The 15355-nt window shown below is 65.8% G+C and carries 13 protein-coding genes; 6 read left to right on the forward strand and 7 right to left on the reverse strand.

What is annotated here, in order from left to right; translation table 11 throughout:
* Positions 1 to 27 precede the first annotated feature (27 nt).
* Positions 28 to 603, forward strand: coding sequence for a winged helix-turn-helix domain-containing protein (locus tag P12x_RS01685; RefSeq protein WP_435005114.1), 576 nt, complete (start codon positions 28 to 30; stop codon positions 601 to 603).
* Complete coding sequence (locus P12x_RS01690) at positions 533 to 1105, forward strand: IS630 family transposase (protein WP_435011681.1); 573 nt, start codon at positions 533 to 535, stop codon at positions 1103 to 1105. The genes P12x_RS01685 and P12x_RS01690 overlap by 71 nt, the downstream gene beginning before the upstream one ends.
* Here the strand turns inward: P12x_RS01690 and P12x_RS01695 are convergent, their stop codons facing one another.
* From P12x_RS01695 to P12x_RS01720, 6 genes are all read right to left on the reverse strand, one after another.
* Complete coding sequence (locus P12x_RS01695) at positions 1106 to 1519, reverse strand: hypothetical protein (protein ID WP_435009089.1); 414 nt, start codon at positions 1517 to 1519, stop codon at positions 1106 to 1108.
* A gap of 98 nt (positions 1520 to 1617) precedes the next feature.
* A complete protein-coding gene (locus tag P12x_RS01700; protein WP_435009090.1) occupies positions 1618 to 2358 on the reverse strand; it encodes a Uma2 family endonuclease in 741 nt (246 codons plus the stop codon).
* An 80-nt stretch (positions 2359 to 2438) separates the two neighbouring features.
* Complete coding sequence (locus tag P12x_RS01705; protein ID WP_435009091.1) at positions 2439 to 3455, reverse strand: DUF3500 domain-containing protein; 1017 nt, start codon at positions 3453 to 3455, stop codon at positions 2439 to 2441.
* A 157-nt stretch (positions 3456 to 3612) separates the two neighbouring features.
* A complete protein-coding gene (locus P12x_RS01710) occupies positions 3613 to 5691 on the reverse strand; it encodes a G8 domain-containing protein (protein WP_435009092.1) in 2079 nt (692 codons plus the stop codon).
* An 81-nt stretch (positions 5692 to 5772) separates the two neighbouring features.
* Positions 5773 to 6210, reverse strand: coding sequence for a hypothetical protein (locus P12x_RS01715; RefSeq protein ID WP_435009093.1), 438 nt, complete (start codon positions 6208 to 6210; stop codon positions 5773 to 5775).
* Entirely contained in the window at positions 6194 to 7192 is a 999-nt protein-coding gene (locus P12x_RS01720; RefSeq protein ID WP_435009094.1) for a DUF1559 domain-containing protein, read from the reverse strand. The genes P12x_RS01715 and P12x_RS01720 overlap by 17 nt, the downstream gene beginning before the upstream one ends.
* A gap of 373 nt (positions 7193 to 7565) precedes the next feature.
* Here P12x_RS01720 and P12x_RS01725 point away from each other — a divergent pair, with 373 nt between their 5' ends.
* The 4 genes from P12x_RS01725 to P12x_RS01740 all read left to right on the forward strand — a co-directional run bounded on the left by P12x_RS01725 (position 7566) and on the right by P12x_RS01740 (position 13125).
* Positions 7566 to 7991, forward strand: coding sequence for a BlaI/MecI/CopY family transcriptional regulator (locus P12x_RS01725; protein ID WP_435009095.1), 426 nt, complete (start codon positions 7566 to 7568; stop codon positions 7989 to 7991).
* A complete protein-coding gene (locus P12x_RS01730; protein ID WP_435009096.1) occupies positions 7985 to 10942 on the forward strand; it encodes a M56 family metallopeptidase in 2958 nt (985 codons plus the stop codon). Before P12x_RS01725 ends, P12x_RS01730 begins: the two co-directional genes overlap by 7 nt.
* Before the next feature lie 172 nt (positions 10943 to 11114).
* A complete protein-coding gene (locus tag P12x_RS01735; RefSeq protein WP_435009097.1) occupies positions 11115 to 12314 on the forward strand; it encodes an aldose 1-epimerase family protein in 1200 nt (399 codons plus the stop codon).
* A gap of 49 nt (positions 12315 to 12363) precedes the next feature.
* Positions 12364 to 13125 (forward strand): carbohydrate-binding family 9-like protein, encoded by a 762-nt coding sequence (locus P12x_RS01740; RefSeq protein WP_435009098.1) that lies wholly within the window; start codon positions 12364 to 12366, stop codon positions 13123 to 13125.
* Positions 13126 to 13705: 580 nt separating this feature from the next.
* On the opposite strand, the gene P12x_RS01745 is transcribed toward P12x_RS01740, so the two are convergent.
* Complete coding sequence (locus P12x_RS01745; RefSeq protein WP_435009099.1) at positions 13706 to 15229, reverse strand: Nramp family divalent metal transporter; 1524 nt, start codon at positions 15227 to 15229, stop codon at positions 13706 to 13708.
* Between the last annotated feature and the right edge of the window lie 126 nt (positions 15230 to 15355).

The raw sequence follows: 15355 nt of genomic DNA on the forward strand, positions 1-15355 counted from the left end.
GATCTCCTACTTCCACGGAGGTTCCCCATGGCGAACGAACGACTGCCCATCGTCCTGCACCTGCCCCCCGAGGAGATCGCTCGCCGCTATCGCGCGTGCCGCTCCGGCATCGAGAAGACCCACTGGCAGGTGATCTGGCTCCTAACTCGCCCGGACCAGCCGCTCAGCCCGGCTCAGGCCGCCCAGCAGGTCGGCCTGACTCCGGTCTGGGCCCGCGCCTTGCTCAAACGCTGGAATGCCCAGGGGCCCGATGGCCTGGGCGACCGGAGGGCTACCACCAACGGCGGCCAGAGCAAGCTCACCCCCGAGCAGCAGGTCGATCTCTGGGCCGCCCTCCGCCAGTCGCCGCCCGACGGCGGGCTCTGGACCGGGGCCAAGGTCGCCACCTTCGTCCGCGATCGCTGGGACGTCCACATCCGCAAGCAGACCGGCTGGAGATGGCTGCGTGGCCTGGGCTTCTCGCTGCAGGTCCCCCGACCCCGACATCCGGAGGCCGCCACGCCCGCTTCGCAGCGGGCGTGGAAAAGACGCCCTGGCCGATCGAGTCGCCCGCCTACGTCGGGAGCACCCCGGCCGAGTGGTCGAGGTCTGGGCCGAGGATGAGGCCCGGCTGGGGCTCAAGCCGATCACCCGTCGGGTCTGGGCGGTGCGAGGCCATCGGCCGCTCTCCTATGGCCGGACCAAGTACCAATGGGCCTACGTCTACGGCTTCGTGCACCCGGCCAGCGGGCGGAACCTGGAGCTGATCCTGCCCTCGGCCAATACCGACTGGATGGGCCTGGCGTTGGAGGAATTCGCCCGCTGGGCCGACCCGGCCGGGGAGAAGTTGCTGGTGCTGATGGTGGACAACGCCGGCTGGCACGTGGCCAGGAGGCTGGCGATCCCGGTCAACGTGGTGCTGCACCGACTGCCGCCTTGCACGCCGGAGCTACAGCCGGTCGAGCCGCTCTGGCCGCTGGTACGCGAGGCGGTGGCCAACCTGGGGTTCAACGACCTGGCCACGATGCAGGTCCCTGTCCTGGATCGGTGCCGATGGTTGATCGACCACCCCGAGGTCGTCCGCGGAGCCGTCGGCTTCAGCTGGGCGGTCGAGCTCAATGGTTAGTCATCCAGGGGATTCGGTATGAGGGGCTGATAGGACGATCTCGCTCGTGTCCGGCGTTTCCCAATGAGCGGCTCCGATGTAGATACTCTCGACCCATAACTCCTGTCCCAGGGTCGAGGGGTCGTCGATTTCCCAGCGCACGGATGAGACAGGACCGAGCGTGAGCCGAGACTTCGCCGTATAAAGCTCCGAGGACTCAGCCTTCCTGACCAGTCCCAACTCCCAGCAGTCTCGATCCATTACAATCCGCAGCTTCTTCCCACGGCGGGTTACCGCGGTCGGCGTGAAGCGAGCATCGTGCAGATAGCTGGATAGGAACTGGACGTCATGGACGTAGTTGTCGAGGCGACGCACCTGGAAGCGAAGTGGGCGGATGGTCTCTCGGCGGAAGAGAGCCGAATAGTCGGGCTGCATCGGCTCGATTTCCAGACGAAGGAACTTACCGGGACGGAACGCCAGGACGATCAAGCCGCATGATTCGTTCGTTTGTTGGATCGACTTGACTTCCAGGATCAAGGAAGCAGGTCGCGGACGGCGATCCGCCCGATCTCTTGCCCCTCGATCCTGAGGGGGGTCAACTCGGTCGGGCCGTAATCCTGGCGATGGAGATAGTCGGGCTTTTCGGTTGGTCCCGAAGGGTCGGTATAGACCTCGACCCGGTTCGAGACGAAGTTGATGAGCCAGTAGACCGGGAAGCTTGACCGCGCGTAGAGCCGCTTTTTGAGGGAACTGTCTCGAAGCAGGCTCGATTCGGACACTTCCACCACCAGGGCGACATCTCGGTTTTCGGGAGCTCGAGCGGTGTAATCTCGGATGTCGCCTCGGACGATCATGATGTCCGGTTCCGGTTCGCTATCGGACGCGTTGACCGGATCTTCCTTGGTGGCGAACCAACCGGCCGGGAGAAGTCCTGATATGGCGCGAAAGGTCAGCGTCGCGGAGACGACGTGAGGCTGATTCTTGCCCATCTTGGCGACGAGCCATCCTTCCAGGAGTTCGACTCGGTCATGTTTCGTGAGGATGCCCGTCTCGGTCATCCTGTGATACTGCTCGACGCTCAAGGGGTAAAAGGGGGAATCGGTCGAGGGAGTTTTGCGATGGATGAGCCCCTCCCGCAATTCCACGCGGTCATCCTTGGTCAAGATGCCTTCGCGTTTCATCCGGTGGTATTGCTCCACACTCAGTCGGTAAGTTGGGCCATTCGGATCAGCCTCGGATTCGGCTGGTGTGGTCGGGTGCAGGCTGATGGACATGCATTTGCTCCGATCGACGACCGGACATGAATCGGCCCGGCCGTCGACGAGTACGGCCGGGCCGATCGGTCAGCGATGGCTTACGCCTTGCGGGCGATGTTCACCCAGGTGTGGACGTGCGGCGATCCGTGGAAGTACCAGGCGAAGGCGGGGCCTTCCAGCTTCCAGATGTCCCAGACCTGGTCGCCGCCGATGTCGCCGTCCTTGTAGTAGGTCAGTCGGAGCTTGTCGGCTCCGCCGTTCTCCTTGAGGCATTCGTTGACCTCCTCGACGTCGAAGGCCCGGAAGGGGCTGGTGAGGTCCTTCAGGAGCTTCTGGACCATCTGCTTCTGCTGGCCGTCGAGTTCGGCGACGGGCAGGCCGGGGGCCTCGGATCGCTCGCCCTGGAGCTTGATCGAGCGAGGGGCGTCGGGCTCGGCCTTGGTGATGAGGGCCCGGGCCTTCTCCTTGTCGTCCAGGGTCGCGAAGATCGCGTTGGCTTGCTTTCCCTGATACCACCAGACGTTGTCGGTGTGCTGGGCGTCGTCGTTGCCCGAGCCGGTGGCGTCGTGGCCGTAGAAGATCGGCCCGCCGAAGGCGGCCCCTTCGACGCTGTTCCCGTCGGCGCGGAGGGTGTTGTGGCGGCCGGTCAGGACCCACTCGAAGGGCTTGTCGGTCCCCGGCTCCCCGAAGACCGCGACGTGGTAGTTCTTGAGGCCGCCGGCGTCGTCGTCCATCTGCTTGGTGAACCGCTCGTAGCCTTCATCGCTGCAAAGGCCCTTGAAGATTTCCTGGCAGAGGGCCTGCTGCTCGGTGGTCATGTCGTCGATCGAGGGCTTGACGATCGCCCAGTTGTTCTGGACCTCCGACCGCTTGGGGTGGTCGAAGGGGAAGCAGATCTCCTTGCGCTGTTCGTCCTTGAGCGTCGCGAAGAATCGGGAGACGGCGGTCTCGGCGGGGGCTTTCGGGGTCGGGCCGACCACCGAGGCCGACTCGTCGGCTCGGGCCCAGGATGGCAGGATCAGCGGGCTCGTGACGGCCAACGCGGCCGAGCCGACGGTCTTGACGAAATTGCGTCGCGAGACGCCCGAGACCGGGCGATTCGGTGCCTCTGCCATCGGCGGACCTCCTTCAAGCGGGGGCGAAAGGTGGGAGTCGCGGTGCGAACGGGCGTCGCACGACCGTTGTTCAACGTAAGACGACCGACCCGGCGAGTCAAACGGATTCGCCCGGCCGGCGTCCTCCGGGTCGGGCAAGCGGGACGGTCGCTCCCGGTCAATCCACCCGGATCGTGTGCGGTTCCGGCTCGCGATGACCCAAGACATCCTCGGCGAAGGCCGTGACCTCGAACGACGACTCCGAGAGGTATTCCAGGGTGATTTCCCACTCGGCGAAGGAACCGCGCGTCGACCTCGCGGCCTGGCCGTTGACCATCACCCTCTTGATGTCGCTCGCATCGGCGACCGAGCCCCGGACTCGGATGAGGTTCCCGTCCCGGATCGCGGACGTGATGACCGTCGTCGGCGGCAGGTCGTCCCGGAAGCTGGACGTTCCCCGGAACGCCCCCTGGGCGGACTCGTCCTTCGAGGGGGCGTAGCCCATCCCGATCGGGTTGTGGATGTCGTTGACCCTCATCTCGGACATCGACAGGCGGCGGAAGCCGGATCGGTCCATGATCGACCGCCAGATCCCGACGTCCGACCGGGTGACCTCCAGGCCGTCGAGGAAGACCCCGGCGGTCCCGAAGTGGGTGGCCCAGTTGGCCTCCCACCCTCGGAAGTTCCTGATCCAGAACGGATATCCCGGCGCTGGCATGGCATCGGCGGCCTCGCGGGTCAGGCTCTCGTTCTGGGCGTAGAGGTCCAGCCCCACCTCGGGCCGGGTCACCCCGCGGAGGTTCAGGCAGAAGAACTTCATGGTGTGGGCCTCGTTGTCTTCGAATCGGACGAACGGAAGGATCCGCGTGTCCTGCTTCTTGAGCGAGCCGTCCGGCTGGAGGATCGGGCGGATCGGGTCGTAGCTTTCGGTCTTCTTGGAGTCGAACCGATAGCCATACTCGGCGCACTCGGCGGCCACATTCCGGGTGAAGCTGTTCTGGCTATTCGCCCACCAGAAGCCGGCCCCTCGATTGAGGTCGAACGACACTTCCTGGTCGACCTGGGGCTTCCCGGGAAGGACGAGCGCGGCCAGGTTGTGATCGAGGATGTTGTTGACCTCGGTCCCATTCTCCAGGAAATAGCCGTGGCCCACGCTCTTGTAGCCCACGCAATCCCGGACCACCAGGTCCTGGGTCCCGTGGATCGTGATCCATCGGTTGTGGCTATCCCAGATCGACGCCCCGATGACCGAGGTGCCCCTCATGGTATCGCCGACCATGTGGAAATGGATGCTGTAGCGACCCTTCTCGTCCCGCTTGCCCAGGTGCCGGAACTCGGCGTAGGCGATCGAACCGGCCGACTTCCGGTGGTACATGGTGTGGCCGCGGACCCCGTCCGGGTCGGCCGACTCGACCACCACGTTCCGGCTGAGGTTGGCCACCTCGGCCCGGAAGTTCCCCTCGGCATGATGGGAGAACGCGAGGGGCCGATCCAGCTTCACGGCGTACCCTCCGGTGAAGTCGCGAGGGGCCAGGCCGATGATCCGCCTCTCCTCGGTCTGGGCACCCGCGAGGAAGTCCGAGGCCGATCCGGCGCGGTCGCGCTGTCGATGAGTGCCCGTGACGATGACCTGGTCGCCTTGCTTCCAACCTTCGGGCCACTCGTCGAGGTAGGCCGAGGTTGCCCCCGACTCGGCGGTCTTCTTCAATTTCAGCCAGGTCTGCCCCATCGGGGCCCCGTGAAACTCCATCCGTCCGCCGCAGCAGACGATGGCCGGGCAGGAAAGCCGGTCCATCCCTTCGAGGTAATGGAGGCGGATCAGGGCCGAGAATTCCGCAGGGATCGGCGAGCCGGGGCGGCCCACCAGCAGCGAGGGACGCGGGGCCTCCCCTCGCGGATCGGCCATCGACGCGTGACAGTCGAAGCCTTCTTCCAGCGGTTCCTCGTCGGCCCGGATCGTGATCAGGCCGACCTCCAGTCGGGTGTCCCGATCGCGGGCGAACTCCAGGGTCCCGGCGATCTGGACCAGGCGGATGACCTCCTCGGAGGCGACATCGTAGTTGATGTGGTGCCCGGCCCGGATGACAACCCGGTCGCCGGCCTTCGGGACTCGGCCCTGGTCCCAGGTCTCCTTCACGGACCAATCCCCCGACTTCGCGGACCGGACCAGGGGCGGGTCGGCCGCAAGGACCGATGACGCGAGCCCGAAGACGACAGCCAGGGTGACGAAGGTACGCGTGATCATTTCTTTGGTCATGGAATTCACTCGGAGGTGTGCATCGTCGAGCGTTGAAGAATCCGACTTTGGCCGGAGCTGCGCCGGATGGCGATCATCGCGTCAATGGCGGCCGCGATTCCGTCCGTTCGCGGACGTGGGAGGCTTCAGCGAGATCGGTTGGATCTCGTTTTCTCCTCGATGAATCGTCAATGTCGAGACCGGGCGGCTCTTGTCGCGATAGGAGCCCCCGAATTGATCGGCTCCCTCGATGGTATCGCCGTCTTTTTGCGTCACCTTCGGCCAGAATGCGGTGAGGGTCCACTCTCCCGGCTTGTCGACCTTGAGCGTGAACCGGCCCCCTTCGCCCGATCGTGTCGTTTCGGAATCCGGTCGCGGGTCCGAGTTGGCGACGGCATCGAACACGAGGTAGACGCCTTCCGCCGGAACATCGTCGACGAGGACCGTCCCCGACAGGGAGCACGGCTCGGCCTCACCACATCCGATAAGCATCAGCAGGCTCACGGCCAGGAGCATCGGCCTCTCAATACTCGTCGGCACTGATCACCTCGCCGCTGTTGCGCGTCACCAGGTGCATCAGCGTGGCGACGGACATGCTCTGCGAGAACATCCGGACGCTCCCGTCGCCCATCGCGACGTTCGCCCCCGCGGGGTGGAAGCCGAAGACGCCCTGCGAGTTGTTGCAGTTGATGGCGCACGCGGTCCCGGAGGGTTGGCTCGACGCGTTCGGCTGGTAAGACCCGTTCGAATACCCCTGGACCATGAACGCGCACCACCCCAGCCACGCCCCCCAGGCGCCGGGCTGGTCGAGCGTCAGGTCCGTGTCCGGCATCGGCCAGCCCACGCCCTTCACATAGTGCTTGTCGTAGCCGGCGTGTTCCAGGAACAGGGTGGTATTCGAGAGGCCGTCGGTGACCATCGCCATCCTGGGCGGGGTCCCTTTCAGGATCGGCTCGGGGGTGATCGTGCCGCCGCTGACCAGGGAGTAAGTCGCCGCGCTGATGGCGTGGTTGCACCAGTAGTCGCAGACCCAACCCGTCATGATGGTGCCGTTGGCGTCCGTGATGGGCGCCCCGTACTCCTTCCCGGTCCGGCTGGACTTGCGCAGCTCGATGGTCTTCTGGTTCGGATTCGAAGGGCAGAGCAGGACGGAAAGGTTCGTCTTCGCCACCGTCTGGTTCCCAGGGTCAGCAAACCCGCCGGGGAGCGAGACGTTGAACGCGTTGGTGAGGACGCCCTGCTCCAGGAACGGCATGAGCGTGACCATGTGGCCGTACTGCGGGGAATTGGACGGCCTCGCCGCCGGGAAACAATCGTTTGTATCATGATAGTTGTGTGCGGCCAGGGCGATCTGCTTGAGGTTGTTCTTGCATTGCAGATTGCGGGCGGCCTCTCGAGCCGCCTGGACCGCGGGGAGGAGCAGGGCGATCAGGACCGCGATGATCGCGATGACCACCAGCAGTTCGATCAGCGTGAAGCCGGGGCGAAGGCGGTCCCCCGGATCGAATCGACTTGGACTCATGATGGATCGGCTTCCTTCGAGCAGGCCCGGCGCCCGCTTCGGAGACATTCCGAGGTCCGGGCCTTCGAAACCTTCCGGCTGGCAGGACGGGCCATAAACAAACGACGTGCCTCCGGTTGAGTAATTTTTAACTGGTTTTTGTGAAATGGTTTGCGAATTGGGATCGATTGCCTGGCGGGGATTCGTGGCGAAAAAACCATCGACGAGCGGAGCAAATTTGTCCGGGCTCGGTCGAAACCGAGAGTCGTCGGAACTCGACCGAGCCGGGTGTGCCCGCAGATTCTTGGCACCCGGCCCCTGGCCTTGACGTTTTACTTCTATTTCTATAGAAAACGAAACACAGGGACGCCTCACTACCCGGAAGGATTTCATTATGGCCCGGCCTCCGAGCAAGCAGCCCACCGATGGCGAGTTGGAGCTTTTGAAGATCCTGTGGGAGATCGGACCGGCCGGGCTGGGCCAGATCCATACGGCGGTGCAGGACCTCCGGCCGGCGGCCATGACCACCGTGGCCACGATGCTCAAGACGATGCATACCAAGGGGCTCGTCGCCCGCGAGGATGGCCCTCGCGGCTATGCGTGGTCGGCCGTCTCGACCCGGCAGGCGACCGCCTCCGGCCTGGTCGGCAAGCTCGTCAGCCACGTCTTCGACGGCTCGGCTCGCCGTCTCGTCGCCCACCTGATCGAGGACGGCACGCTCGACGACCGGGAGCGGGCCGAGATCCTCGATCTCCTGCAACGTCCCGAGCCCGGAACGCCCGCCAGGAAGCCGAAGACGAAGGGAGGCTACGCATGCTGACCCCTTCGTCGACCGTGTGGATGGCCTCGGGCTGGACGATGATCCATCTCGTCTGGGTTGGCACCCTGATCGGGTTGATGGCGGCGATCGCCCGCCTCACGCTGCGGTCGGCCCGCCCCGAAATCCGATACGCCGTTGCACTGGTGGCGCTGATGCTCCTGATCGCCTCTCCGGTCGCACTCTTCGCGATCCTGTACGAGCCGCCCGCAAAGATCGCCGGACCATCGGCATCGGTCGCGCCGTCGAGGGCGGTTCCCGTCATCCGGGATGCTGCAGGGCCATCATCACGGCTAGCGGGTCTCCCCTCGCTCGCGGAACATCGGGGTGTTGCGGCCCCGACTCGGGTCGAGGCCCTGGTGCCTTACTTGCCGTGGTTGTGGATGGCGGGATCACTCTCGACGCTCGCGCTGCTGGCCACCGGGCTGGTCGGGGTCGATGGCCTCCGGCGTTCGAGCCGCCCGATTCATGAGGGGCCGATCGCCGCCCTCGTGGACGAACTGGCGGCCTCGCTCGGGATCGCGCAGCGGGTGGCGGTGAGGGTGTGCGACCGGATCGCCGCTCCGGTACTCGTGGGGATCGTGAAGCCGATGATCCTGCTGCCCCCGGCGGCCCTGGGCGGCTGGGGGCTCGATCAGGTCGAGATGGTGCTACTGCACGAATTGGCCCATCTGCGGAGGTGGGACAACCTCGTGAACCTGGCCCAGCGGGTCGTGGAATCGCTGCTGTTCTTCCACCCGGCGACGTGGTGGCTGTCGTCCTGGGTGCGTCTGGAGAGGGAGTTGTGTTGCGATCGGCTCGTGGTCGATCGCGTGGGGTGTCCGAGGGCGTATGCGGAAATGCTCGTCTCGCTGGCGACGCCGGGGCGGAGGCTCCGCCCCGCGATGGCCATGGCCGACGGGCCGATGCTGACCCGCGTCCGTTGCATTCTCAATCTGGAGGACCGATCGATGAAGCTGAGCATGCCGGAAGGACTCGGCGTGGTGGGGGCGATTGCCCTGGTGGCGACCCTGGCGCTGGGATCGCGCGCCGAAACGCTGAATGAACTCGACGCCAAACGCGCGATGGCCCGCAAGGCCGTCGCGCAACTGGAGGCTCTCCGCGGGCCTCGGGAGCGGGAAGCGTCCCGGATCAACGCCCTGGAAGCCTTCGCAGGGGTCCAGATCAAGCTCGGCGATCGCGAGGCCGGCGTGGGGACCCTCAAGAGGGCATTTGAGGCGATCGAGAAGGAAGAGTTTCAGGACGCCGAGAAGGACCAGGACCGGATCAATTCCCTCATCGACATCCCCCGGGCCCTCCGCGCCGAGGGAGAAACGGACATCGCCCGCGCGATGCTCGACCGGATGACGAAGCTCGTCGACGACTGGGAGAACAAGCCCTCCGAGCCATCGCGAGTCGCCCCGGTCGAGGGGGACAAGAACATGTTGATGCGGGTCGAACATGTCAGCAACAATCTCGTCCTGGCCGAATTGTTGGGGATCTTGGCTCAAGAGCGACTCGAGCTCGGCGACCGCGACGAAGCCCTCCGCTTGCTTCGCCGGACGGGAGAATGCCTGAAGGACGAGCCGGCGGGCTTGCGGGCGACGTACCTCGGCTACCTGGCCGGCGAGACGTACAAGGCGGGCGACCCGGCCGGGGCTCGCGACCTGATCGACCGCGCCCGCAAGCTCGCCGACGGGGCCGCCACGCCCGAGGAGAAGGAAGCAGCCCGGGGCGGCGTCTCGATGGCGCTGGCCCGGTCGGGCGACCTCGACGGGGCCCTTGTGACGCTCGCCACCTTGAACCCGGCAAGGCTCAAGTCAACCCTTGACGGTCTCGTCCGGGAGATGACCGAATACGACAACCGGGCTGGCTGGTACGGGCCGGGCTGGCTCAAAGTCTCGATCGGCGCCGACATCTACAAGATTACAGATCTGGAAACAGCCCGACGCGACCTGCCCCGGTTTGCCGAGGCTTTGAGCCGGGTCGATGCCCCCGTTGAGCGGGCGAGAACGCTCGCGCGGGTCGCTCACTTGCAGGCCAAGGCCGGAGACTTCGCCGGCGCCCGGAAGACGGCCGAGGCGATTCCCGCCGTCCATTGCGAGGACTTCCCCGGCCCGAGCGACGGCTTCTACGACGCGATTCGTCCGGTCGCGATCGCCCTGATCGCCCGCGAACGGGCCGAGGCGGGCGATCGCTCGAACGTCGAGGCCGAATTCCGCGAGGCCCTCGACGCGGCCCGGGCCATTCGCGACGTGGGAGAGAAGTCGGTCGCCCTGATGGTCATCGGGCGAGAACGGGCACGCCTCGGCGACAAGGCCGCCGCCCTGGCCGTCCTGGACGAGGTCGAGCCCCTGGTCGTGAAGCTGCCCGAGCCTCGCCGCTCGCGATCGCTGGCGATGATCGTCTCCGCGAGGATCAACGCGGGCGATCTGGCCGGCGCCGGCGCCTCGGCCGGTGCGATCCGTTCCTATCCTAAGAGCGAGAAGCTGAACGCCTTGCGGGGCATCGCCGAGGCCCATCGCAAGGTCGGCGATATCGAGGGTTACCGGGCCTCCCTTCGCGAAGAGTTGGCCGTGTCCGAGGCCGAGGTGCCGAAGGATGTCAAGCTTGGCCCAACCCAGCGATTGAACGCGATCTCGATCGATACCTTCATCGATCCCGACCTGGAGTCGATGCCGGGGATGGAACAGCTCGAACAGCGAGATCGATCCATCACGATTCGCGGCCTGCTGGACGGCCCCGAGGTCGCGCTGAAGCTGATCCGCGAATTGCCGGACGACGACCCCAAGCTCGTCCGGATGGGGGCGATGACGCGAAAGCACTCGGCCTACGGATCACTCGTGGCGATGCTCGTCCAGCGCGGCGACCTCGCCCAAGCCGAGGGCGTCATCGAGGCGATCCCCGATCTCGACCTCAAGCTCGCGGCCATGACCCAGATGGCCTTCATGCTCGAGAACGCCGGGGCGAAATGACTGGCGTCGGTCCACATTCGCGGGGCCTGTCTCGTCGGCCCCGCGATCCTCCCGGCCGATCCGCGACGGGCCCCAGCTAGCTTTGTGGCCAGGCCGGGCTTATGCTGACGACGGTCGCGAACCCCTCGCCCGAGCCGGGCCGACGACCCACGCCCCAGCCTCCGAGGACCGCATGCCTTCGTTCACCCTGACCGACCTCTCACGCGACCTCTGGACCGATGGCTTCAAGCTGACCCCGGGCGACCTCGGATTGACTTCGCCCCATGATTGGTCGGTGACCAAGCGGACCCTCCGGGGGGGGCGTCGCGAGGGGGTCGACTTGCTCCACCTCGACAACGGTTCGCTCTCGGTGGCGATCGTACCGACCCGAGGGATGGGGCTCTGGAAGGGATTCTGCCAGGGCGACGCGCTGGGATGGGCCTCCCCGGTCCTCGACGGGCCGGTCAACCCGGCCTTCATCCACCCGACCGACCGGGGCGGGCTGGGATGGCTCGATGGCTTCGACGAATTCTGCGTCCGCTGCGGTCTGGAGAGCAACGGGGCGCCCTTCGAGGTCGCGGTCCCCGGCCCCGATGGCTCGACCAGTCGCCACGTCCTGACCGGCCTTCACGGTCGGATCGCCAACATCCCGGCCCACTTCGTCGCCGTCCACGTCGACGAGGACCCGCCCCACGCGATCACCATCGAGGGGCGGGTGGCCGAGTCGACGATCTTCCACACCCAGATCGAGATGACCACCCGGATCACCACCGTCCCGGGCTCGAACCGGCTGGTCGTCCGCGACGAGTTCACCAACATGGCCGAGTCCCCCGGCTCGATGCAGCTCCTCTACCACTGGAACTTCGGCCCGCCGTTCCTCGCCGAAGGGTCGACCTTCTCGGCGCCGGTCGAGACGCTGGTCCCCCGCGACGCCCCGGCGGCCAACGCGATCGGTCATTGGGGGACCTACGGCCCTCCTCGCCCCGGCTCGGCCGAGGAGGTCTATCTGATCCAGCTCCGAGGGGATGGTCCCGACGGTCGGACCCTCGCCATGCTCCGGGCTCCCGAGGTCGACAAGGCGGTCGTCCTCCGGTTTCGGAAGTCGCAGCTCCCCTGCTTCACCCTCTGGAAGAACACCCGAGGGCTGGCCGAAGGCTACGTGACCGGGCTGGAGCCCGCGACCAACTTCCCCAACCCCCGGCCCTTCGAGGAAGCACGAGGGCGGGTCATCCCCCTGGCTCCCGGCGGGCCCTTCGTCGCCGAGACCGAACTCGAAGTCCTCAACACCCGAGGGGCGATCGACGCCATCCAGGCCGAGATCGACGCCCTTCAGGCCCAGGGGGCGCCGACGATCCACAAAACTCCGGTCGAGCCCTTCGCGCAGGAGGGCTGATGCTTCCGGCCTTCTCTCTGCATCGAACCTTTCACCCAGGACTCAGCTCATGACGAACCACGTTCGATACGCCAGGTTCGGTCTCGGTCTCGCGTTCTTGCTGACGACGGCCGGCGAAGTCGCTCGGGCCGAGGATCCGCCCGTGACCCGCGAGGCGGAATGCCGCTGGGCCGTGCAGCCCCCGAAGATCGACGGCAAGCTGGATGATCCCGCCTGGAAGGCCGCCGCCGTGATCGACCGCTTCCCGTCCTTCTGGAAGAAGACCGAACCCGGCCCGGATCACGCCACCAAGGCCCGACTCGTCTGGGACCACGATGCGCTCTATTTCTCGTCGGTGATGACCGACGCCGACCTTCGGGCCTTCGGGACCCGACAGAACGATCACCTCTGGAACGGCGACGTCTTCGAACTGTTCTTCAAGCCCAGCAAGGATCGACCTGAATACTTCGAGTTCCAGGTCAACCCGAACTCGGTCCGCTTCGAGGCCGCGTTCGTGGGGAGGCTCAATGCGGTCACGCCCTTTGATGCCAGGAAGCCGCTGGGCATGACGGCCGTCGCCCTGGCCACCGGCCCGGAGGACGAGACCAAGGGCTGGATCGTCGAGGGGAAGATTCCCTGGACCGCCTTCGGGCCGACCGTCGAGCGTCCCGAGCCGGGATCGAGCTGGACGTTCGCCCTCTGCCGCTACGACTATTACGGCCCCGAGAACACCGATCCGATCCTGATGAGTTCCGCCCCGCTGACCCAGCCGAACTTCCACCGTTTCGAGGATTACGGGAAGCTCCTCTTCCAGGCACCGGCTTCGAATTGAGCCACGGGCCGCTCGAAGAGGGCAGGGGATCGATCCGGGATTTTCGACCGGATCGGCACCCTGGCCGGCTCAACTCGCCCGGCCCGCCGAGTGTCCAGAACGGACCCAGAAGCGGACCCCAACCTCTTGCTGAGATTCCGGATGTTCGACAAAGTTGTCGGCTTCATACGCGAGACTATGCAGCACGAGAACCTCGTCGATAGCATCTCCGTCGACCTCACTTCGGGCGAAGTCAGGCTAAAACTAATCCAGCCAAATCCTAACTATCACGAGTATCCCGATCCGGAACTTTTACTCACCTTCTCGGACGTCCGCGAGTTTTCGACCAGAAATGTTGGCTATGGAGACCGGAGCGGTCAGGACGTACTCGGGATCGAATGCGCCCCCAAAGCTGGGCTCTATCAAGCCGTAATCTCCGTCGGTTACCCAAACTCGGCCAGTTGGTCGATCCGGTTGGTCTTCGCTGGTCTACGCTATAAGCGATCGCGACTCAACGCCTGACTTCATACTGGAATTGGTCCGGTCACAGTGGCGATGTTACTCCTATTCCTCGATGAGTGATCATCGAGGACGCCGCCCCTCAACGGCTAGGCCAGAGCAGGGGCCCGAGCAGGTCGTGCCAGGCGCTGTAGAGGGCCACCGCCGTGATTGCGAAGAAGGCCAGCCAGGTGATGGCTTCGGTCGGGAAGCTGGACAGGACCCGGCGATCGGCATCGCGTCGGCCGAGGTAGAGGGTCGCCCCGGCGATCAGCGGGAGCATCATCGCCTGGGCATAGCCCCCGACCGCGACCAGGCCCTTCGGCTCGCGGAAGGCGAAATAGAGGCCGAGGGCCATCAGGGGATAGATGACACAGAAGGCCCGGGTCGTCCGGTCGCGCGCCGCCGGGGTGGAGTGGGTCCAGATCCCGGCGAGGTCCAGGAAGTCGGTCGTCAAGCGGCTGTTGGCCGCCGTGGCCACATATAGCGTCTTGAACAGGACCGCCCAGGCTCCGAGCAGGAAGACCTCCCGCGTCCAGACCCCGAGCGGTCCGACGTACATGCTCGCCAGGACCTCGATCATCCCGGCCCCCTTCGGCACGAGCCCTTGAGGCTGCAGCACGGCGGCACCGAGCAGGTAGAACGCGACAGTCGCCACGGTGAAGACGACCATGCTGACCCAGGCGTCGAGCTGCATGACCCGCAGCCACCCCCGGGCTCGGCGAGCCCAGCCCTCGTCGTCCGAGCGAGGCCCGGTCGACCGGGCATATCCCTTCTCGATGCACCAATAAGGATAGGCGAACAACTCGCTGGCCCCGACCCCCGTGATCCCGAAGGTCGAGACCGCCAGGGCGACCCCGGTGGCGGGCAGCGCCAGGTCGAACCCATGACTCAGTTGACCCCAGTGGATCGGATAATCCGTCCAGGGCAGCCCCAGCACGCAGGCCAGGGTCATCAGGGTCACCAGCGCGACCAGGATCGTCGTGATCTTCTCCAGCCGCCGATATCCCCCCGAGAGCAGCAGGGCGATTGCGACCAGCGCGGTCAGGGTGGACCAGAAGTGCTCGGGGTGCGACTCGAGGTAAGTCCCCCAACCGGGGACGACCCGCCCGGCCCAACCCGCGACCCACGTCGTGCCGCCCGGAAAGGCCATGTGCCCGGCCTGGCCGACAAGCCCCTCCATGGCGGCGATCTGCGCCTGGGTCGTCAGCATCATGATCAGCCAGAGCCACCCCATCCACGAGGTCCCCAGGCGAGGCCCCGGAAGGGTGTCGAACGCGGCCAGGGTCGTCTTGCCGTGGGTGATCGCGTATCGACCGAGTTCGGTCTGGACGAAGACCTTGATCACGCAGCTCAGCAGGATGAACCAGAGCAAGGTATAGCCATGGGCCGCCCCCAGGCCGGTCGTGGCGATCAGCTCGCCCGTCCCCACGATCGAACCGGCCAGGATCAAGCCCGGACCGACCTCCCGCAAGGCCCGGCCCAGCGAGGTCGGAGGCTCCTGGATCGCGTCGGAGGTGAGCCGATAAGGGTCGAGACGTTCGGAGCCCTTCCCGGTCGCCATCGCGGTCGACGCGTCATCGGGAAGCGTATTGACATCGGAATTGGTTGGGGTGGGATGGTCCATGCGGCCATCCTAACCCGACCGAGATCCTGGGGCTATCGCCTGGTCATGATTCCGAGGAATCCGACACCTCCCTCGGAATCCCGGAGGCTTGCAAGAAGCGAGCGCTTCGCTCAAGCTCTCTGACGC

Source organism: Tundrisphaera lichenicola (assembly GCF_051175385.1).
Classification (GTDB): domain Bacteria; phylum Planctomycetota; class Planctomycetia; order Isosphaerales; family Isosphaeraceae; genus Tundrisphaera; species Tundrisphaera lichenicola.